Raw genomic sequence first — 22,734 nt, forward strand, 5'->3', positions numbered from 1 at the left:
GAAGCAATCGTGCCGAATTTTCAACAAACTGTAATAAAATTAAAATTATTCCAACTGTAATTACCAAAAAAAATGAAACCTAATAATAAATTGTTCGAACCTGCCCTGGTGCAAACCGCATTAAAGCAATCGCTTATCAAACTCGATCCGCGGATAATGGTTCGCAACCCGGTGATGTTTACGGTCGAAATCGGTACGCTGATTATGGCTTATGTTACCGCCTATTCTTTCGGTCACAGCGAACAAGGTTCACCCTGGTACAATTTCTTCATATTTCTTGTACTGCTGGCTACGGTGCTATTTGCCAACTTTGCCGAGGCTATAGCAGAGGCCAGAGGAAAAGCGCAAGCCGATAGCTTACGAAAAACCCGCGAAGAAACACCCGCAAAAATTCTTCTGCCCAATGGAACAACAGCAATTGTTTCTTCGAACCAGTTGAAAAAAGGCGATGTATTTATTTGCGAACCCGGCGATATCATTGCAACCGATGGAGAAATTATTGAAGGCATTGCCACCATCGATGAATCGGCCATTACTGGCGAATCTGCACCTGTAATTCGTGAATCGGGAGGCGATAAATCGTCGGTTACCGGTGGAACAAAGGTTTTATCAGATGAGATTAAAGTGCAAGTAAGCACCGCACCCGGCGAAAGTTTTTTAGATAAAATGATTGCCCTGGTTGAAGGTGCGTCGCGCCAAAAAACACCAAACGAAGTTGCCCTTACCATCCTTTTGGCAAGTTTTACGCTGGTATTTATCATCGTTTGTGTAACCTTAAAACCATTTGCCGATTATGCCAATACACCAATTACTATTGCCGCAGTGATTTCGCTTTTCGTTTGCTTAATTCCGACCACAATTGGCGGCTTATTGTCGGCCATAGGCATAGCCGGAATGGACCGGGCCTTGCGGGCAAACGTGATTACAAAATCGGGCAAGGCCGTAGAAACTGCAGGCGATATCGATGTGCTTTTGCTTGATAAAACCGGAACGATAACCATCGGCAACCGTAAGGCCACCAACTTTTATCCCGCAAATGGGGTATCTCTTCAGGTTTTTACAAATGCCTGCGTGTTGAGCTCGCTGGCTGATGAAACTCCTGAGGGCAAATCGATTATTGAACTGGCCAATACGCATGGCGTTATGGTGCCGGGCACTCCCGAGGGCGCTACATTCATTAAGTTTACTGCCGAAACGCGTTCGAGCGGGCTTGATACTGCAGACGGCATCCGCATCAGAAAAGGTGCTTTTGATTCGATGAAAACCATCGTTGAAAAGGCAGAAAATACTTTTCCTTCGGATATTGAGGCACACGTAAGAAATATCGCTACCAATGGCGGAACGCCTTTAGTGGTTTCAGAAAATGAACGGGCGCTGGGCGTAATCGAGCTGCAGGATATAATTAAACCGGGCATTAGCGAAAGGTTTGAGCGCCTGCGCAAAATGGGCGTTAAAACCGTAATGGTAACGGGCGATAACCCTTTAACGGCCAAATATATTGCGGAAAAAGCGGGTGTAGACGATTTTATTGCGGAAGCGAAGCCCGAAGACAAAATGAACTACATCAAAGATGAGCAAGCGAAGGGCAAACTGGTTGCCATGATGGGCGATGGTACAAACGATGCCCCTGCACTGGCCCAGGCCGATGTTGGTGTAGCGATGAATAGTGGAACCCAGGCCGCAAAGGAGGCGGGCAACATGGTCGATCTGGACAATGACCCGACAAAGCTAATTGAGATTGTTGAAATTGGGAAGCAGCTTTTGATTACCCGCGGAACTTTAACCACTTTCTCTATCGCCAATGATGTGGCTAAGTACTTTGCCATTGTTCCCGCATTGTTTATTGCTTCCATCCCGGCATTGCAACACCTTAATATTATGGGGCTGCATACGCCAGAAAGCGCAATTATGTCGGCTGTAATCTTCAATGCCATTATTATTCCAATCCTGATTCCGCTGGCCCTCAAAGGCGTGTCGTATAAGCCGATCGGCGCTTCGGCATTGCTGCGAAGAAACCTGTTTATCTACGGCATCGGAGGAATTGTAGCGCCTTTTATCGGCATTAAATTAATTGATTTAGTCATTGGGCTTTTGGTTTAGCACGGCAGAGGGGCAGGAAGGATCCGCAGGCGATGAAATGCAGAACGTCAGAACCGCATTGCAAAAAAGGGTTGGGACTGGCTGTACCTGCGATTTACGTATTTTCAATTAGCCACCTAACTTTAAGCAATAGAACGATTAACGCGAACCATGAACAGTCGTCATCCTCAGCTTGACTGGGGATCTTAAGGCCAAAGTTTTAAGATTCCCGCCTGCGCGGGAATGACGATCGTTCATACCGCCGTCATCAATACCTCAACTCGGCACCTTAACAAAAAAACAGTGAAATAACAAACACATAAAAATACAATATCATGAAAAAATACATCATTCCATCCCTCCGCTTAACCTTAGTTTTAATCGTGCTTTTGTGCATCATTTATCCCGTTACCATTTCCTTAGCTGGCAAGTTTGCCAAAGGCGGCGGTGGCGGCGAAAAACTGATCAAAAACGGTAAAACCGTTGGCTATGCATTGCTGGGCCAATCATTTAGCAAACCGCAATATTTCTGGGGCCGCCCCTCTGCTGCAAATTATAATGCTGCCGGCTCTGCAGGCTCGAACAAAGGCCCTACAAATCGCGATTATTTAAAAGATGTTCAATCGAGAATTGACACGTTACTGAAATATAATCCGGGTTTGAAAACTGCCGAAATCCCTGCCGATCTGGTAACGGCATCGGGCAGTGGCTTAGACCCGAACATATCCGAACAAGCTGCCGCTATTCAAATCGCAAGAGTGGCAAAGGCAAGAAAAACGAGCCCCGAAAAGGTAAAACAACTGGTCGCAATAAACACCAATAAACCGTTTTTGGGCCTATTTGGACCTTCCTCGGTAAACGTATTGAAATTGAATCTCGCCTTAGATAATTTGTAACCAATCGGTCGTTCTGTGTCAACCAGTTACTTGTCCGGCCAAAAAGCACAGAACAATCCTTCATCATCCCTATTAAAAAACAACATGAAAAAGCTCATCCTATTAATAACAACCATTATAATAAGCGTCGGTGCGTTTGCGCAAACGGAATCAGGGCTGAAATTCTCCGGTTATCTCGAAGCGTATTATGGCTACGATTTCAACAATCCGGCGGATCATAACCGTCCATCTTTTGTTTATTCGCACAACAAAGCGAACGAAGTAAACCTGAATCTCGCCTTTATCAAGGCGGCTTATGCCGGAGATTTAGTACGAGCGAATTTCGCCTTAATGAGCGGCACTTATGCAAACGCAAACCTGGCGACAGAACCGGGTGTATTGAAAAGTGTTTTTGAGGCAAACGCGGGGCTTAAACTCTCAAAATCAGAAGATCTTTGGATTGATGCGGGCATCTTTTCCTCGCATATCGGCTTCGAAAGTGCAATTTCTAAAGATTGCTGGACTTTAACCCGAAATATTGCTTCTGAAAACACACCTTATTATGAATCGGGCGCAAAGGTTACTTATGCTACGCACGATAAAAAATTAACCGCGACCCTACTCTACCTTAATGGATGGCAGCGAATTAGTCGGCAAGTAGGTAACAATAAGCCTGCGGGCGGCGTCCAGCTTGCATGGAAACCCACTGCAAAAATTACCGTTAACTACAGCAATTACCTCGGCACAGAAGGCGCAGATTCTGTCGGTTTAGCCCGGTTTTACCATAATTTTTACGGCATTTTTCAGCTCACAGACAGATTTGGGGTTACAGCAGGCGTTGATTACGGCACACAACAAAAACCAAACGGAAAACCGGGTAAGCATGAGGTGCTTTCGCCGGTGCTGATTGCGCAGTACAAGCTTGCCGAAAAGTGGGCCGTGGCAGGTAGATTTGAGTATTATGAGGATAAAAACGGCATCTTTATTCCAACGGAAACACCAAATGGATTTAAAACGAAAGGATATTCGTTAAACATCGATTATTGGCCAATAGCAAACGCCGTAATTCGCGTGGAGGGAAAGGTATTCGATAGCAAGGATAAGATCTTCGAACGTGAAAACAGCGTAGTAAATGCAAACACTACACTTACTGCAAGCATAGCCGTAGCCTTTTGATAGCACAATACAAGCCTCTTATTTGGCCTAATAAAAACACATCACCATGCAAGAAAAAGATGATTCCGTTAAGCATTTCCTTGAACTGGTTCAAAAATCGCGGAAGGGAAAACTGAAAATTTACCTCGGAATGAGCCCCGGTGTAGGCAAAACCTATCGAATGCTGCAAGATTCGCGAGCACTCTTGCGCAATGGCGTCGATATCTGCATTGGTTATATAGAAACACATAAAAGAGCCGAAACAGAGGCCATGCTGGAGGGCTTACCGGTGCTCCCACGAAAGAAAATCTTTTACCGTGGCAAGGAGATTGAAGAAATGGATTTAAGCGGCATTTTGAATCGGCACCCCGAAATTGTAGTGGTAGACGAATTGGCGCACAGCAATAGCCACGGCAGCAAGAACAGTAAGCGCTGGCAAGATGTTTACGATTTGCTGGAAGCCGGAATCAGTGTAATTTCTGCGGTAAATATTCAGCACCTCGAAAGTATAAACGAAGAAATCGGCCAAATTACCGGCGTGGTTGTTACTGAACGGGTTCCTGATAAGATTTTGGAAATGGCCGATGAGCTTGTCAACATCGATTTAGCGGCTGACGAGCTAATTGGCCGGCTTAAGGAAGGCAAAATTTATGCAAAGGATAAGATCAATTCGGCATTAACCAACTTTTTTCAAGTGGATAAGATTTTGCAACTGCGAGAACTGGCACTGAAGGAAGCTGTTCATCAACTGGAAAGGAAAATTCAGACTGAAATTCCGAAGTCGGTAAAACTGCGCAAGGAAAGGTTTCTGGCGTGTATATCATCGAACCCGGAAACTGCTGGCGTCGTAATCAGAAAAACGGCCCGGCTGGCCTCCTACTATCGCTCGCCATGGATTGTGCTGTATGTACAAAGCGATGCCGAGCGTTTCGATAGGATTAAACTGGATAAGCAGCGGCATTTAATTAACCATTTTAAGCTGGCAACAACGCTCGGGGCAGAGGTGATGAAGCTGAAAAGCAACCGAATTACAGAAACGATCATTGATGTGGCTGCCGACAAAGAAATCAGCACAATTTGCATCGGCAAGCCACATTTAAATATCTTTCAGGTAATTATCAGAACAGCAATTTTTAACCAACTGTTGCGTAATTTAGCCGCAAAAGATATTGATTTGGTTGTGCTTTCTTAAAATGAATTATTGCCCTATTTACGCCTATATCATGCTTTTTGGAGTAGCTATATTTTAAAGCACTAACTGAAATTAAATACAAGAAACCATGAAAATAAAAACCAAGCTCCGTCTCGGATTCGGCTTCCTCTTTATAGTCGTTTTATCGTTTGGATTAATCGCTATATTCTTTTTGAACGAGCTTTCTGATAAGTCGAAAGTGATTCTAAAAGACAATTATAAATCGTTGCAGTACGTATCCGCCATGCGGAATATAATTGATAAAAACACTTTCCCGCTGCCTATTCAAGATGCTAAAAAATTTGAGAAGAACTTAACCGAGGAAAGTAAAAATATAACCGAGGATGGCGAAAAAATCGCTGTTCGGCGGTTGGCATCAGCGTACCAAGCTTTACAACGGGGTTTTACTAACGGAAACATGCGCACGTTACGCAGCACGCTTCAACAGATTGAACAAATTAATTTGCAGGCCATATATGCCAAAAACGAATTGGCAAACGCAAGTTCGGTACGGGCCAATCTTTATATTTCAATTGCCGCACTGTTCAGCTTTCTGATTTTATTTGTGTTCATTGTTAATTTTCCCGGTTTCGTAGCCAATCCGTTAGCGGAATTTACCGACGCCATTAAACAAATTGGCAAAAAGAACTACAAACAGCGCCTGCACTTTAAAAACGACGATGAGTTTACTGAACTGGCCGAAGCTTTTAATGGCATGGTGGTGAAACTGAACGAATGGGAAAACAGCAATCTTTCTAAGCTCAAATCTGAAAAATCGCGTATCGAAGCCATCATTGCCCAAATGCAGGATGCCATTATCGGTTTAAATGAGAAGGGTGAAGTGCTGTTTTTGAACCAGTTAGCGGCGAAGTTGATGAACCTTGACGAGAAAAAAGCGATTGGCCAAAATGTTGCCGAACTAATTAAAAAGAACGAGTTGCTCAAACGCATCATCAGCCCCGACACTGGGGATAAGACCCTAAAAATTTACGCAGATAACAAGGAATCGTATTTTCTGCTCGAGGATCGCGAAATCGTTATTCCTGTTTATGGCGAACAAGATGAACAAGCGCTTGTGGCGGCCTCAAAATCTGCCGGAAGCGTGTACATCTTAAAAAACATTACGCAGTTTAAGGAATTGGATGAAGCCAAAACCAATTTCATTGCGACGGTTTCGCACGAACTGAAAACGCCACTATCGTCGATTAAAATGAGCTTGAAGTTATTAAATGATGAACGAATTGGTGCGATGAATGATGAACAGATTCAGCTTTTGACCCACATCCGCGAAGATAGCGACCGACTATTGAAAATTACGGGCGAATTGCTCGATCTTTCGCAGGTTGAAACGGGAAACCTTAAACTCACATTCGACATTGCGGCTCCCGAAGCTATTGCGAAGTTTGCCATTGATGCCGTAAAGCTTCAGGCCGAACAAAAATCAATTCAGCTAAGCCTAAATTGCAACGAAAATTTGCCCAAGGTAAATGCCGATGTTCAAAAAACGGTTTGGGTGCTGGTTAATTTCTTGTCGAATGCTTTACGTTACAGCGGCGAAAAATCGACGGTAATTATCGATGTTTTTGAAAAGGATCAATATGTTCAGTTTTCAGTGAAAGACTTTGGCAAAGGGATAGATGAAAAGTACCAGAAACGCTTGTTCGATCGCTACTTTCAGGTACCGACCGATGGCCAGAACAAATCGGGATCAGGATTGGGGCTGGCCATTTCGAAAGATTTTATCGAAGCTGAAAATGGGATAATCTGGGTTGATAGTGCAATTGGCGAAGGAAGCCGATTTAGTTTCCGCTTGCCCGCTGTGGGTTGATAGGCAATGTTGTTTAGTTAAAACGAAGAAATATTGTCAGCCTGAACTTCCATTTTTTAGCGAAAAAAATCAATAGGAAGTGACGATGCTGTTGGGATTAGTGCACGCTCTGATGGGGGTCGTCATTTCGACCGAAGTGCTCCAAAGGAGCTCCTTTGGAGGAGAAATCTTTGAACAAAGCCAGGTTCAAAGATTTCTCGGCTACGCTCGAAATGACGATTTTTGTGTTGTTTTCGAAAAACATCGATGATAACAGCCGCCAATATCGTTTAGTTAAGGATAAAACTAAGAAACATTGTCACCCTGAGCATTTCGACTGGAGTTTATCTTGAGCGTAGACGAAAGGCTCAATACAGGCTTAGTCGAAGGGCAAATGTCTGTAGATTTTTTCTATCGAAAAGTCTTCGATTGCTTTTATCCCAACTAAATGAAATTGGATTAACACGACGAGATTAAGCGCCAAACCTAATCCACTTATCGCCCTCGTGGCCAAAAATGAACGAACCGGGGTGCAGCATCTCGGCAATATCTTCTATTAACGCTACCACATTTTCGGCCGTTCGGCTTCTGTTTACATCATCGTTTAGCAAAATGATCCTATTATTCTTTACCGCTTGCCATTCGGGGTTTAAAACGGCGGGCACTTCCCGCATCAGGTCGGTTAAGGTTTTGCCGGGTTCATAATAAATGATAAATGCAGCGCCTAAAATGTCTGTTTCAAGCATCCCTCCTGCCATTGCAATTTCTTCGGCCAGCAAATAATTCGAATTGTTCGCGGCATCTAAGCAGGCCACCGGCATTTTATCCATAAACTTAATTTTATGTTCTACCAAATCCAAACGTTCCTGTAATTCTTCTTGCTGAGCGGTATCAAGGCCAATAAATAACTCGTTTAAAAAAGACATCTGCATTAAATTTATTAATTTGTGCAAAAATAACATTCCTACACTCATGCGAGGCTCATTTAAGTATATATTTTGGATTTTTTGCAGTATAATATTTATTTCATGTACCAAAAACACAAACAATAAGGACAAAAAAGTCTTCAATATTAATCTCGATCAAGGTTTAACGTCAATCGATCCGGCTTTTGCCCGAAACCAGAATGCAATTTGGATGACCAACCAGATTTTTAATGGATTGGTTCAAATTAACGATTCGTTAAAAACCGTTCCATGCATTGCAAAAAGTTGGAAGGTTTCGCCAGATGCACTCACTTACACTTTCCATTTAAGGAACGACGTTTTTTTTCACGACGATCCGATTTTTAAAAATGGCAAAGGGCGAAAAGTTGTAGCCAGCGATTTTGCTTACAGTTTCTATCGCCTCATCGACCCCAAGGTGGCTTCATCGGGCGGATGGATTTTTAGCGATAAAGTAAAAGATCAGCACAGTTTTGTAGCCCTAAACGATACGACATTTCAGATCCAGCTTGTTCGGCCATTTCCGCCATTTATGAATCTGCTTACCACCCAGTATTGCTCGGTTGTGCCCAAAGAAGTTGTAGAACACTATGGAAAGGACTTTAGAAGCCACCCAGTGGGAACGGGCCCGTTTCGATTTAAATATTGGAAAGAGGGCGAAATTTTGGTGCTCCTAAAAAATGACCATTATTTCGAGAAAGATGAAAAAGGAACGCCCCTACCCTATTTAGACGCTGTGAAAGCCACTTTTATAACCGATAAGCAAAGCGGCTTCATGAGTTTCGTAAAAAAAGACCTCGATTTTTATTACAACGTTGACGGGAGTTACCGCGACGATATCCTTACGAAAAGTGGCAAAATGAGTGCAAAGTATAAAGGAAAGTTTACGGTAACGAAAAGCCCATATTTATGTACCGAGTACGTTGGGATATTGGTTGATACGAATTTAGCTATTGTAAAAAACTCGCCTTTGCGCATTAAAAAAATCAGACAGGCGATAAATTACTCGATCGATCGCGATAAACTGATCAAGTACTTGCGCAACGGAATTGGTATCGCGGCTACCTCGGGCTTTATCCCCAAAGGGATGCCGGGGTTTGATAGCACAGCAGTTCGCGGTTATGTTTATAACCCCACAAAAGCCGCCAATTTGTTAAGAGAAGCGGGTTTCCCTGAAGGTAGGGGCTTGCCCGAAATTACCCTGAACACTACCACAACGTATAAAGATTTGATTGAATTTATTCAGGGTGAACTTACAGCCGTTGGTATAAAGACGAAAATTGATGTGAGTCCGAGTGCAAGCCTGAGGGATTTGATGTCCAAAAACCATGTTAATTTTTTTAGGGGATCATGGCTGGCGGATTATGCAGATGGCGAGAATTTCCTCTCGATGTTTTACTCCAAGAATAAGGTGCCTAACGGACCGAACTATTTTGCTTTTTACAATAAGGATTTCGATAGGCTGTTTGAACAGAGCTATTACGAGGCCGACGACGAAAAGCGTTTCGAATTGTACCGCAAAATGGATCAATTGGTGATGGATAATTCTCCGGTTGTACCGTTATTTTACGATCAGTCGGTGGTTATGCTTCAAAACAATATTAGCGGATATTCTTTTAATCCTTTGAGCTTGATGATCTTGAAACGGATTCAGAAAAACTAATTATAGATGCTTTTGAGGCTGGTTTAGAGTTAATGCATTAAAATTAAATATGAGTGACATTTATCATCCTTGTCATCTTTCCCGCGCAGGCGGGAATTCTAATGCAAGGCGGCCAAGTTTTTGTGCATTAAGATCCCTCCCGAAGCTTCGGGAAGGATGACGACCGTTCATAGTTCGTGTTTCATTCATTCGGCTAACACATAGACTAAACATCGGTAATTCAGTCAAATACCAATGGTAATTTAATTTATTGCATAAAAATTAATTGAACGGCGTTTATAACTAAGTCGTCCTTTCGACTGTAGCGTAGCGGAACGGAGAAATCTTTCACATTTGGTTGTTGAGGACACTAATAATTAAGGGAGCCTACCCTTGGTCGGTGTCCTCACCGACCAATAAAAAAATAAAATAAATGCTTCTAAAAGGGTCGTCCTTTCGAGCGCAGCCGAGAAATCTCTATCCAAGGTTCAAAGATTTCTCCACTTTGGTCGAAAGGACGTTTCACATTTGGTTGGTGAGGACGCCAACCACTAAGGGCGCCTACCGCTTGGTCGGTGTCCCCACCGACCAATTAAAGTCAAGCCGGGCAACAAAAAATTAGCCACGGAAACTCCGAAGTCACGGATAATAATTGAAAATATTCCGTGTTTTCCGTGCTTCCGTGGCAACATAACGCTCATGTTTTGTCGTCAGCGTACGCAGAAACAGAAAAGGCTAGCAAGGAAAACTAAAAAGCGATTTCCTGAGGTGGTGACAAAGAAGGCGCTGGCGACTTAAGGTGTTTGACATTTGGTTGGTGAGGACACCAACCATTAAGGGCGACTAAGGTGTTGCAAATCACTTCCCCATCAATTTTCGTTTCAAAAAATCGGCGGTAGCTGCACTTACCTTTACCCCGTTGGAAAATTTCATCCAATGGTGTGTATCATCAGGAATTGCCAAAAACTCAAACTCGAACTTTTTATCCTCAAAACGTTTGGCCAGATCAACGCTTTGGCCGAAAGCCACATTCCGGTCATCGTCGGCATGAATGATTAAGGTTGGCGATGTCCAGGTATTGATGTAAGTTACTGGCGACGACTCCTGGGCAATTTTAGCGGCCAGTGCGGCATCGGGCGCAGGTGGTCTGCCTTCTGTTGCTGCGCTGCTGAACCTGTTGTTTACACCATGAATATCAACGCCCGCGGCAAATAACTTCGAATCTTTTCCTAAAGCCAAAGCCGTAAGATAACCGCCGTACGAACCTCCGTAAATGCCAATCTTTGTGGCATCGATGTTCGGTTGCTGCGCCAGCCACTCTCCCGCAGCTTTTATATCCTGATACTCAGCTGCACCTTGGGCACCTGCATTTAATGGCTTGTGAAAGTTGAACCCGTAACCCAGTCCCAACCGATAATTAACAGACAACACAGTGAAGCCCATGCTTACCAAATATTGATTTAAAGCATAATCGATCGAATAATAATCCATCGGGCTCCAGCCTAAATACATCTGGCGTTGCGGGCCGCCGTGTACATAAACAATGGCGGGATGTTTTCTATTTGCGTTTTGGGGCGAAAACAGTTGCCCATATACCATATTTCCATCTGCTGCCTTAAACTGTACATGTTTCGGCGTAACCATTTTTTTTGTCGGAAAATCGCTTGGAATCAACTCTTCGCCAATGAGTTTGATCGATTTATTACTTTCTAAAAGTGCAGGCAACAACGGACGTTGTGCGGTAGCGCTCAAACAAAAAACCCGTTTCCCATCAGCTGAAACCACCGGATTGGCTTCAATCCCCGGGCCCGAGCTCAGTGCTTGCATATCGGCCCGATGTACCGAAACCTTGTAAATATGTCGTCTATCGAGGTCGTCGGCGTTTAGGCCGGTATTTGCGGCAAAAACCAATGTTCTCTTATCTCTGCTTAATTCGATATTTTCTACAACAAAATTTCCTGGCGTTAGCAGTATCTTTTTCGATCCATCGGGATTCATTGAATACAAATGTGGCCAGCCATCTTCGTACGAAGTGAATACGATGCGTCCATCGGCCCAATGCAGGTTTGCGCCTCCCGCTATAGACGGATAAGAACCGCTTATTGTTTCGGGTGCTTTCCAAATGCGCTTTCCAATTCCAGTGGCTACATTCACTGTCCAAATGGCCCAGGGCTGGTGTTTTCTGGTCAAAATCGAATCGGGCTCACCACCTGCGCCGGGCGTTCTTACAAATGCAATTTCCTTTCCGTCGGGCGACCAAACGGGCATGTTATCTCTCGAAAAAGAAGGGAGCAGCCATCGAATTGGCGTATTTTGATCGGTATAAATGCCAATAAAAGCATGGTCGTTGCGGTTACTTACAAAGGCAAGCTTTGACCCATCGGGCGACCATTTATAACCGGAGTTGGTTCCCTTGGCGGAGAACATATTCTTAGCCGGTACAGATCCATCTAAGGCTGCAATCTTGATTTGACCGGCCGTTGCATAAACCACATCCTTACTGTTAGGAGCTATTAACGGGTGGTCGCCCTCCCCTATCGTAATTAAATTTCCGCCAGTAAAAGGAATGGCAAATACCTGCATTTTTGGAGCTACCGGCATCGAACCTGCATTTACGGGCCCGCCATCACGGCCGCCATGATCGCCGCCGCGAACAAACACAATCCACTTGCCATCATCTGAAATAGATAAACTCGTAAGCTCTTGCCCGTCGTCGTCGGTGTAATTTGTAATCTTTGTCACTTTATAATCGGGTGCTGTTGCCATATAAATGTTTCTTTTTCCCTTTTCATTTGCAGCCCACGCAATGTTCGATCCCGTTTGGGAAGCTACCAGCTCTGACGGAAATGGATAGCTTAATACGGCCTCAATGGAAAAAGATTGGCTGAAAACCGGGCTCGAAAATAGGGTAAACAGTAAAATAAACAGATTTCTCGTCATGTTTTAAAATTTGAAGGAAATTATCAAAAAAAGCCCTAACCAAGTATGGAAAGGGCTTTGAATTGTTGTTTTTCATAAAATTGTTACTGATCCCACCACAACTTGGTCGTTCTGGGAACGTCAGTAGGCACGTTGCTACCGTTTTTGCTTCTTTCTCCCTGCGGATAATCCAATCGGCGGATGAATGTTGGAAGGGCAGCATTAGCAGGCATACTAAAATCTTTGTACTTGTAATCAAATCGACGTGCGTCGTTCCACGCTTCGGGGTTGAGGTAAGTTGCGATGTATTTTTCCTTGAAGATCAAATCTTTCGTAAAGGCCGCCACCCCTACTGCAACGGTTGGTTGAGCAAGGTAAGCCAGCTTATCTTCAACAGCCACCTGAAACTTATCCATATTGGCACGAATACCTTCGAGGTACGCATTGTACGACCTTGTCTTATCGATATTGAAAGCCGCTTCGGCCTCAATAAATTTCAGTTCGGCATAGGTTACCAGAAAAATCGGCGATGTATTGCCCGTCCATGGCGAATTTATGGAAATGTAGTTTTCATCTTTTCTGGTGTTTGCCCCCGGTAAGCGGTTGCCGGCACCATTTACGGTTCCGATATATTTGCCATCCACGGTTTTGTCGGTAATTTTTGCCAATCGCGGATCTACAACTCCGGGGTATGTTGTGCCATTCAGGGCATCAATCAGTTGCTCAGAAAGCCATCCCCCCAACGATTGGTTTGCATTATCTACGGCAACGGTAGCCCAAAAATTACGTATTCTAAAGGTCTGCATTCTGGCGTCCTCATCATTGCTGGTAAACGATTTGCTTACGGCATCTAAAACAGCGGTCGGGTTGTAGGTACTGGTTTTACTCACTTTATTCAGCAATCGTGCTTTAATGGCATAGGCCATTTTTAACCAGTTGGCCCGTTCTGTGGCGACTGTTGTGCCGTAAATAAGGTCGCTTGTTGCCGCCAGTTTAACCTGCGAATCTGTTTTGGCCAGCTCCGTTATAGCCTCATCTATCAATGCCATCGACTGGGTGTAAACCTCTTGCTGCTTATCGTATTTTGGTACTAAATTATTAATATCAAAGGCTTCTGAAAAAGGAGCATCGCCCCATAAATCGTTCACCATAATTAAGTTGTAGGCAATTAGCACATCTGCCACGCCTTTATACTCGCTCGAATTGAGTGTAACGGCAAGTTTCTTCATTTCGTTGGCATCGGCCATGGCAAAATAAAGCGCATCCCAGGTGCTACTAAAGTCGATCGATTGGAAGGTGTCGCCAGCGGCGCTTGCCGAAGGATTGGCCGTATATTGCACGTAAGGCAAAATAATGGTGGCCACATTGTAATTATTTAATCCGGCCTTGTAGGTTGATGTGGCCAGTAAGGCGTTTAAGTTCGGCGCCGTAACCTGATTGGGGTTATCAGCCACTTTATCAAAGTAGCTGTCTTTACAGCTTTGCAACCCTAGTGCTGCAACCATCGCCGAGAATAATGTGTATTTTATAATCTTTTGCATCGTAATTCTTTTTAAAAACCAACATTAAGCGTAAACATAATGGTACGTGCCGATGGATAGGTAAAACCCGCAGAACCATCGTTATTGCTGCCCGCATCGTAAGAGCTCGATTCTGGATCTACACCGTAGTATTTAGTCCATAACCAAAGATTGTTTCCTGTTACCGAAACAGAAGCGTTTTTTATGGCCTTTTGGGGCAACCATTTTTCGGGTAATCGGTACGATAGGCTTGCTGAACGTAAACGCACCCACGAAGCATCGCTAACAAAGGGTTCCGACACATTTCTGTAGAATCTGCGGTAATAACCTTCGCCATAATCTACACCATCAGGCGCTATCCTCTGGCCTAGCCAAACTTGTTTGGTATTCGGTTCTCCGCTGGCCAATACGCCGTCAAAAACCTTAAAGCTTCTTCTATCAACAGTATAATCGGGTAAGCCAAATGCAGAGTAAAAATCCTCAAGCCAATTGTATTTTTCAAAACCTAACCGCGCATCAAATAAAAGATTCAAGCTGAAATTTTTGTAAGTAAACGTGTTGCCCAAACCTACAATATAATTGGGTTGAGAATTACCTAACAAACGTTGCGTTCCGCCAGAAATGATTGGAAAACCGTTGGCGTCAATTAGCAAGGGAAGATTTTTATCCAAAATAATGGGATCTTGAGGCGATGCCGAATAGCGTTGGAAATAACTTCCGTAAATGTTTCCGTAAGGCTGCCCCTCGATCAGTTTCATAGTAACGCCAGCATTTCCGTAACCTCGGGCTGCGCCGTATACAATTTCGGTAATACCATTTGGCATCGAAAGTACCTTGTTTCTATTGGCTGATAGATTAAGGTTTACGCTCCAATTAAAGTTTTGACTCACGATTGGCCTACCATTAATTACCAGTTCTACACCTCGGTTTCTGATATCACCGGCATTAATTGATTTGGTTACATAACCAACGGCTGATGAAATTTGCGTTTGAACAATTTGATCTTTACTGAGTGAATAATAGTAGGTAAAGTCGAATCCTAAGCGGTTTTTGAAGAACGACATTTCGAGCCCTGCTTCGTAAGTGTTGGTAAACTCAGGGCGTAAATCGATATTTCCAAGGTTGGAGCCGATTGTTAAACCGCCTGTTCCGGTTGGTAGCGATGTATAAGGTGTATAGCCGGTGAAGGTAGAATACTCAGAAGCATCTTTTCCGATTTGGGCGTACGATAATCTTAACTTAGCCTGACTGATAACGGTTGGCAGCTTAAATTGATCTGAAAACACATAACTCAAACTCGCCGATGGATAAAAGAACGACCGGCTTTCTTTCGGTAGCGTCGATGTAATATCGTTTCTTCCGGTTATGGTTAAGAACAAAAAGTTTTTATAATCGAATGTGGCCTCGCCAAAGTAACCCACCAATCGTTTTTGTCTGATGCTTTGGCTTGGTGTAAGCACCCCGGCATTAGATAGATTAAAGAAATTATAAATTCCCAAAATACTTCCAAGGGTTCCAATTTCCTTTATTTTTCTATCGTAAACCTCTTGTCCCAACCTCAAAGTACCCGTAATATCGTCGGTTATTTTGGTATTGAAGGTAGCCATTAAGGTGCTGTTCAGTGTTCTGAATTTGGTGTTGTATTCTCCGTAATAGCCCTGATCGTTATCGTACATAGCCTCTCCGGTGTACATGGGGCCACGTGCGGTTCTCACACGGTTATCGTTATAGGTATCTACACCAAAACGGTAAGAAAAATTCAACCATTTAACCGGATCATAACTTAAGCTCGCTCCCGCAATAAAGCGGTTTACATCTCCTTTGAGCTTGTTGTTTGCGGTTCCCCAAATTGGGTTGTTTGTGCCGAAATATTTTTGAGAGCCATCGGCATTTTGGTAATCAGACACATCGTATCGCGGCGACCAATAGGCTAAACTTTCGCCAAAACGGTCGGCACTGTAGGTGTAACCACCAGAATTGGTAAAGTTCATATTTACCGATGCCTTAAATTTCGGGCTGATATTCAAATCTGTATTTAGCCTGGCCGATAAATTTTTGTTGTCGGTATTGGGCATCATCCCTTTTTGGTAAAGCTGAGATACAGATGAAAAAAACTTTACTGCATCGTTTCCGCCAGCCACCGAAACCGAGTTTTTAACCTGCTGTCCTGTTCCAAAAGCCTGATCATAATTATCGTACAATTGGTCTGGATGCGTCGGATCGATAAGTTTGGCCTCGGCAATGGTTGGCCCCCAGGCTGGTCCGATACCGCCGGGTGGATTGGTATAAACCCCTAACACCCCTTGGGTATATTCTTTTTGCACATCGGGGCTGATTAATACTTCGTCAAACCCGTAACTACTATTCAAATTGACTTGAAGCCCGTTCTGCTTGCCTCGTTTTGTGGTAATTACCACAACACCATTGGCACCTCTTAAACCATAAAGAGCCGTTGCAGCACCTCCTTTTAAAATATTGATGGTTTCAATATCCTCGGGATTGATATCCGACGCTCTATTAGTTACCCCTCGAGCGCCATAAGCGGTACCACCCGGATTCGCACCTACGGTTGAGGTTGAGTTGTCGATTTGCACCCCATCAATTACATAAAGCGGATCGCCGGAAATGTTGGGATCGATGGAGTTTACTCCCCTTACCCTGATGCTTGCACCTTGGCCAGGGCCGCCACCTGTGCTCGAAATGGTTGCACCGGCAACTTTTCCCTGCAAGGCATTAACGAGGTTGGGTTGGTGGTTAAAGTTTAAATCTTCTGATCTGACGGTTTGCGCCGCGTAACCTAAAGATTTTGCCTGTCTGGTTATTCCCAACGCTGTAGATATGGTTACTTCCTGCAACTGCTGCGAATCAGATTCGAGTGTTGCGCTGATGGTGGTTTGGTTGCCAACGGGAACTTCTTTAGTTTTATAACCAATTAAACTGATTACTAAAACGGAATTTGATGCTGGAACCTGAATACTAAAATTTCCGCTTCCATCGGTTGAGGTTCCGGCGTTGGAACCTTTAATTTTGATACTGGCCCCCGGTAAAGGGCCTCCATCATCTGATGCGGTAATTTTTCCGCTTACTGTTTTTACCTGGGCCGTTGAGGATAAGCCGATAAGTAAAATACAAAGAAAAAGCAGGCATGTAAAGATTTTTCTCATGTCTCAATTAGTTTAGGGTGATTTTATTAGGTACATGCAATATATGCTTTTTACATACAAAAACCCGCACAAAATGAGACCAAAAATCAGCAAACCATATACAAATTTTACATTTAAGCCGCGATTAGCGCTGATCTGAAGAACTAAGCAATAAAACATCACCGAAACACTGCTGTAAAAAAGTTAATAAGTGGCAAACAGCATTCGAACAACCCTAAACTTCCCTCAATTTTTATGCAATAAACCAAAAAAGCTTCCGAATTACGCCGAAAGCTTCAACTATATATTTAAAATTGGGTTTTACTGTTGCAAACCTCCCATTCCACCACCTTGCTGCTGCTGGTCTTGTTTAATATCGTCGTTCTTTATTTTTTTCTTTTCGGTGAATTTCAGTTTACCAAACGAGTAACTAAAGTTTATACCGAACGAGCGCAGCGGGTAATAAATGTTTGTACTTTGATAAAGTGTACCCAAGCCATTTACCGCATTGTTAACTGTTTTGATATGCAAATCGCGTGTAAACGGATTCAGTGTATTTATCCCAATTGATCCCTTTTTATTTAAGATCTCTTTTTTAAATGATGCGCCATAAAATATCATCGCATCGGTTTTACCCTGATAAGTTCTTCGCGGAGAATTGACTACACCGAACAGCTCAAAATTGTAACCTTTGCCAAAACCATAAGCCGAACGACCAAAAATGTTGTAGTTTAAGAACGTTCCGGTGCTTAAGCCGGTTTCCGAATTGCTAACCTCATAGGTGTTTACACCTAAGTTGGTCATTAAGGTCCATTTTGGTTTTGGATTGTATGATGCAAATACATTGGCCCCATAAGTTTGGGCTGTACCAACATTAAGGTACGAGCTTAGCGTTTTTGTGGCGCCGTTTTCATCAGTAAACGAACTCACCGATCCTTCAATTACATCAGCTGTGCGACGGTAAAATACCGAGGCGTTAATTACCGAACCTTTAATATAGGTAGAGTAACCCAGCTCTAGATTATCGCTCAACTCGGGTTTCAAATTCGGCTGACCTTGTCGAAGATTGAATGGGTCGCTATCGTTAAGAAAAGGATTTAGAAACACATAGCTTGGCCTTTGCACCCTGCGGTTATAACTTAGCTTTAATGTGGCATTTCCTTTTAACGTTTGCGAAATTATAGCACTCGGAAATAAATTTAAATAGTCGTTTTTTTGCAGTCCGTTCGTCTGCGTGTTAAAATCTATGCGGGTATATTCCGATCTTAAACCGCCCTTGAAATTCAGTTTTTTACTTAATTTGAAACTGATTACGCCGTACGCTGCCGCAACATTTTGGTTGTATTCAAAATCTTGTTCACTATCATCAAACTGGCTGTTCAGGTTTCTAAAAATCCCCTTTGCACCAACCTCTAAAATTGTTGCCTTGCTAAACGGATAAACGTAATCGGTTTGTGCGGTGTACTCGTGGTTAACTCCTGTATTGTTAGTGGGAATTACTGGTCCGCTGGTTTCGCCCGCCGGGATAAATTCGTTACTAAAACTGGTTGGGTTTCTACTGGTAGAAAGCTGTGCCGAAACGGTAAACTCCTCTCCTTCTCTCTTGCTGGTTTTCTTGTAGTCGACGTTCCAATCCAGATTATTGAAACCCATATCCATATCGCTCTTGTTGGTAAATGACTCACCATTTCTCAGGTAGTTGGAAACACCCGGCCCTCCGTTTGAAAAGTTGTTGTACTTTACCGAAGAACTGATGTTATTATAGGCGTTGAAATCGTAATCGAGACCAAAACTTCCGTTATATCCATTGCGGCTCCATTTAGAATAGCCGTCTTGTAGCACCGAACTTACTGAACCATCGTTTAAATAGGTTATATTTTCGAAAGCAACTCTCGATTTTTGCGCATAGGCCAGGTTGGTACCCAATGCAGTGTTTAGGCTTAGTCGGCCAGTTTTAGCAGTTAAGTTAAAAGCACCATTGTTTTGGCGTGTACCTGCAGAAGCATTAACGGTACCGCTTACCCCTTGGGCATCTGATTTTTTGGTAATAATGTTGATGATACCGCCCGATCCTTCGGCATCGTATTTTGCCGATGGACTGGTAATTACCTCAACACTTTTAATTTGTTCTGCAGGAATCATTTTCAACGCATCGGCAACGCTACTTGCCATGGTACCCGAGGGTTTGCCGTTGATTAAAACCCGCACTGCACCGCCACGCAGTTGCACATTTCCATCAATATCTACAGAAAGCATTGGCACCTTACGCATTACATCGGTGGCGTCGCCGCCTGCATTTGTTCCGTCGGCCTCGGCATTGTACACCATTCGATCAATCTTGTTTTCAATTACTGCCTTTGTACCCTCAACCTGAACATCGGCCAGTGTATTTTCGTTAGGCGATAAATATATTGTTCCTAAATTGTTGTCAGGCTTTGCCGGTGTAGTGGTTACTAAAACGGTTTTGGTCACATAGCCAATGAAGCCCACGCGTAGCTTGTATTCATCCGGAGCAACATTTTGTATCGTGGTTTTTCCACTAGGATCTGTTACACTTCCGTTTACAGGTTTGTTATCTTTTACCTTGATTAGTGATACGGTAGCATAATCAACTGGCTTTTTTGTCAGCGAATCTAATATCACTGCCGATATTCTTCCAAAAACTGCTGGTTTTTTGGCGGCTCCTCCCAAGCCACCAGGAAACTGTGCATTTACATTGAAGAACATTCCTATAAATAAAATGGAAAGTAAAAATCGTTTCATGTTAAGTTAATCTTTCGTAATTAGTCTTTGCAAATTGCATTTTGTTACAATGCATTAGAACAGTTTTATGCTCACCTGCAAATTTCGGTCGGCAAAGGTGCGATTTTTATCGGTAGAAAGAAAGGAGTCCGAAAGTCGGGAGTCCGAAGTCGGGAGTCTGAAGTCCGAGATACGCCCGTCATTTCGACGAGGAACCAGGAGAAATAACGCTAATGAAATTGTGCAAGTCATCCGATGAACTTAAAACCAATTGCCTATATTCATCGGATGACTCGCCCCCACTAATAACTAATGAACCAATAAGCCGTTTCAACGGGCAACTAAACCGCTGGCTCTTGCTGACTCAAACAGTGAAAACTGCCCAAGCCCCAAATAATATCTACAGAATTGATGCCTACCACTTTCCTATCAGGAAAACAACCTTGAATAATTTCCAGTGCCTTTTGATCGTTTACATCACCAAAGATCGGAACAATTACCGCCGCATTGGCGATGTAAAAGTTTGCATACGAAGCGGGCAAGCGGGTATCATCGTAAATTACTGGCGATGGCATTGGGAGTTCCACAATATTTAACGGGCGACCATCTTTTAACTTCATTTGTTTCAAGGTCTCAAGGTTTTCTTGAAGCAAAATGTAGTTTTCATCCAATGGATTGCTTTCTACCACGGTCAAAACGGTATCTTCGTTTACAAAGCGGGTAATGTCATCAATATGGCCGTCGGTATCATCGCCGACAATGCCGTCTCCGAGCCATAAAACCTGCTCCTGCCCGTAATATTCGAGCAGATATTTTTCAATTTGTTCTTTAGTTAAATGTGGATTACGGTTTTCGTTCAGCAAGCAGGCCGTTGTAGTTAAAATCGTTCCGGCGCCGTTAAATTCTACTGAGCCCCCTTCCATCACAATATCTGGCGTAAACAAGGGCAAGCCGAAATGTTTGGCAATTTTTGTTGGCACCACATCGTCTAAATCAAAAGGAGGATATTTTCCGCCCCAGGCGTTGTAGCCCCAATCGATTACCGCTTTTTCACTGTTCTTAACCACAAATGCCGGACCGTGATCGCGACACCAAGCATCGTTGGTTTCATTGAAGTAAAATTCGATCTGATCTAAATCAACATCAACTTTTTCCAGCTCAGAAACGGCAAAAGCTTTCATTTCTTCGTCCTTAACGTTGATGCGAACTTTTTCGCCCTCAGCAACGGCCTTGATAAATTGGCAATAAGGTTCATAAATCGTTTCGAGCTTACCCGGCCAGCTTGCTTCCTTATGCGGCCAGCTCAACCACGTTGCCTCGTGTTTTGCCCATTCAGCAGGGAAAGAGTATCCTTGTTGCTTCGGCGAGTAATCGAATTGATTGATATTTAATTTTTCTCTTGGAGGGAAATTTGACATTTATTTCGGTTGTAATTTTAAGGGTGTTATCGTACGCTTCTCTGGAAATATGGATGAAAAATCAAAAACTTCGTGGTTCTCGGCTACCTGCCTGGTCGAAGGCCTTTTTCAAGAGAAAAACAAATGAACATCTGTCCTTCGACTCCGCTCAGGATGACAATGCACTTTTGTTTTGCTCTTGGCCAAGCGCTCGAATCCGATGGCTATCGGATGACGACTACTCTAACGAGCATTCTTCTGAAATCTAGGTACCACCTATTTATAACTCTAAACTGGTTTTCGTTTGATCCTTTGGTCTTTAAGCTTTGGTCTTTAAGCTTTAGGCTTAATCCCCATCAATATACCTTTTCGTAATCGGCTGATAAGAATCAATTCTTCTATCTCTTAAAAATGGCCAGTGTTTGCGGAAGAAATCAGATTCTGCCAAATCGAGCTCAACAACTTCGGTTTCTTCCTGATCGTGCGAGGCCAGATAAAGCAAGCGACCTTGTGCATTCGTTGCGAAGCTTCCGCCCCAGAATTTCATAGCGCCGTCTTGCTCAAAACCCACACGGTTTACACTCACCACCGGAACACCATTGGCCACGGCATGCGAACGTTGAATTGTTTGCCAGGCATTATACTGATCTTTATTTGTTTCTTCATCCTGATCGGTAGCCCAACCAATTGCCGTTGGATAGAACATAATATCTGCCCCCATTAACGCCGTAATACGCGAAGCTTCAGGGTACCATTGATCCCAACAGATTAAAACGCCAATTTTAGCAAACTTCGTCTCGAAAACTTTGTAGCCCAAATCGCCTGGAGTGAAATAAAACTTTTCATAGAATGCCGGATCGTCGGGGATATGCATTTTGCGGTATTTTCCCAAGTACGAGCCATCGGCATCTAAAACCGCAGTTGTATTGTGGTATAAACCTTCGGCACGTTTCTCAAATAACGAAGCAATAATTACCACACCCAACTCCTTCGCTACCACCTGCAAGGCATCTGTTGATGGACCGGGAATCGCCTCTGCCAAATCGAAATTATCATAATCTTCAACATCGCAGAAATATAACGAGGTAAACAACTCTTGCAAACAAACAATTTGTGCGCCTTTTGCGGCCGCATCCCTTACCTTTGCAATCGCCTTAGTTAAATTTTCCTGTTTATCTTTTGTACAGCTCATCTGCACCAAACCAACTTTTACTTTCTTCATGCTTTTTTCCAAATGAGAGAATGATTCAATAATTAAATGAAAGAATGATTGAATGAAAGAATGAATAAATTAATCGTTCAATCGTTTCAAATCCATC

13 protein-coding genes are annotated in these 22,734 nt (G+C 43.3%); 6 read left to right on the forward strand and 7 right to left on the reverse strand.

Going from position 1 to position 22,734, the window contains the following annotated elements; translation table 11 throughout:
* Nucleotides 1-72: 72 nt before the first annotated feature.
* The 5 genes from kdpB to IZT61_RS08360 all read left to right on the forward strand — a co-directional run bounded on the left by kdpB (nucleotide 73) and on the right by IZT61_RS08360 (nucleotide 7,129).
* Nucleotides 73-2,100 carry a potassium-transporting ATPase subunit KdpB gene (gene kdpB, locus IZT61_RS08340; protein ID WP_196100700.1) on the forward strand — a complete coding sequence of 676 codons (2,028 nt, stop codon included), beginning with the start codon at nucleotides 73-75 and terminating at the stop codon, nucleotides 2,098-2,100.
* Between the two features lie 314 nt (nucleotides 2,101-2,414).
* The gene (kdpC, locus tag IZT61_RS08345) at nucleotides 2,415-2,975 is read left to right on the forward strand and encodes a potassium-transporting ATPase subunit KdpC (RefSeq protein ID WP_196100701.1); all 561 of its coding nucleotides are present in this window, start codon (nucleotides 2,415-2,417) and stop codon (nucleotides 2,973-2,975) included.
* A gap of 84 nt (nucleotides 2,976-3,059) precedes the next feature.
* Nucleotides 3,060-4,130 carry a porin gene (locus tag IZT61_RS08350; RefSeq protein ID WP_196100702.1) on the forward strand — a complete coding sequence of 357 codons (1,071 nt, stop codon included), beginning with the start codon at nucleotides 3,060-3,062 and terminating at the stop codon, nucleotides 4,128-4,130.
* A 46-nt stretch (nucleotides 4,131-4,176) separates the two neighbouring features.
* Nucleotides 4,177-5,301: a sensor protein KdpD gene (locus tag IZT61_RS08355; RefSeq protein ID WP_196100703.1), complete on the forward strand. Its 1,125-nt coding sequence runs from the start codon at nucleotides 4,177-4,179 to the stop codon at nucleotides 5,299-5,301.
* Nucleotides 5,302-5,389: 88 nt separating this feature from the next.
* A complete protein-coding gene (locus tag IZT61_RS08360) occupies nucleotides 5,390-7,129 on the forward strand; it encodes a HAMP domain-containing sensor histidine kinase (RefSeq protein WP_196100704.1) in 1,740 nt (579 codons plus the stop codon).
* A gap of 452 nt (nucleotides 7,130-7,581) precedes the next feature.
* Here the strand turns inward: IZT61_RS08360 and IZT61_RS08365 are convergent, their stop codons facing one another.
* The gene (locus IZT61_RS08365; RefSeq protein WP_196100705.1) at nucleotides 7,582-8,034 is read right to left on the reverse strand and encodes an ABC transporter substrate-binding protein; all 453 of its coding nucleotides are present in this window, start codon (nucleotides 8,032-8,034) and stop codon (nucleotides 7,582-7,584) included.
* Nucleotides 8,035-8,080: 46 nt separating this feature from the next.
* Here IZT61_RS08365 and IZT61_RS08370 point away from each other — a divergent pair, with 46 nt between their 5' ends.
* Complete coding sequence (locus IZT61_RS08370) at nucleotides 8,081-9,715, forward strand: ABC transporter substrate-binding protein (protein WP_196100706.1); 1,635 nt, start codon at nucleotides 8,081-8,083, stop codon at nucleotides 9,713-9,715.
* Between the two features lie 837 nt (nucleotides 9,716-10,552).
* Here the strand turns inward: IZT61_RS08370 and IZT61_RS08375 are convergent.
* From IZT61_RS08375 to IZT61_RS08400, 6 genes are all read right to left on the reverse strand, one after another.
* Nucleotides 10,553-12,634: a S9 family peptidase gene (locus tag IZT61_RS08375; protein ID WP_196100707.1), complete on the reverse strand. Its 2,082-nt coding sequence runs from the start codon at nucleotides 12,632-12,634 to the stop codon at nucleotides 10,553-10,555.
* 83 nt (nucleotides 12,635-12,717) lie between these two features.
* Complete coding sequence (locus tag IZT61_RS08380; RefSeq protein WP_196100708.1) at nucleotides 12,718-14,154, reverse strand: SusD/RagB family nutrient-binding outer membrane lipoprotein; 1,437 nt, start codon at nucleotides 14,152-14,154, stop codon at nucleotides 12,718-12,720.
* An 11-nt stretch (nucleotides 14,155-14,165) separates the two neighbouring features.
* Nucleotides 14,166-17,297 (reverse strand): SusC/RagA family TonB-linked outer membrane protein, encoded by a 3,132-nt coding sequence (locus IZT61_RS08385; protein ID WP_196100709.1) that lies wholly within the window; start codon nucleotides 17,295-17,297, stop codon nucleotides 14,166-14,168.
* Between the two features lie 300 nt (nucleotides 17,298-17,597).
* Nucleotides 17,598-20,039 carry a TonB-dependent receptor domain-containing protein gene (locus IZT61_RS08390; protein WP_196100710.1) on the reverse strand — a complete coding sequence of 814 codons (2,442 nt, stop codon included), beginning with the start codon at nucleotides 20,037-20,039 and terminating at the stop codon, nucleotides 17,598-17,600.
* Between the two features lie 320 nt (nucleotides 20,040-20,359).
* Nucleotides 20,360-21,436 carry an agmatine deiminase family protein gene (locus IZT61_RS08395; RefSeq protein ID WP_196100711.1) on the reverse strand — a complete coding sequence of 359 codons (1,077 nt, stop codon included), beginning with the start codon at nucleotides 21,434-21,436 and terminating at the stop codon, nucleotides 20,360-20,362.
* 325 nt (nucleotides 21,437-21,761) lie between these two features.
* Nucleotides 21,762-22,637, reverse strand: a complete 876-nt coding sequence (locus IZT61_RS08400) for a carbon-nitrogen hydrolase (RefSeq protein ID WP_196100712.1) — start codon at nucleotides 22,635-22,637, stop codon at nucleotides 21,762-21,764.
* Between the last annotated feature and the right edge of the window lie 97 nt (nucleotides 22,638-22,734).

This window comes from Pedobacter endophyticus, assembly GCF_015679185.1.
Classification (GTDB): Bacteria; Bacteroidota; Bacteroidia; order Sphingobacteriales; family Sphingobacteriaceae; genus Pedobacter; species Pedobacter endophyticus.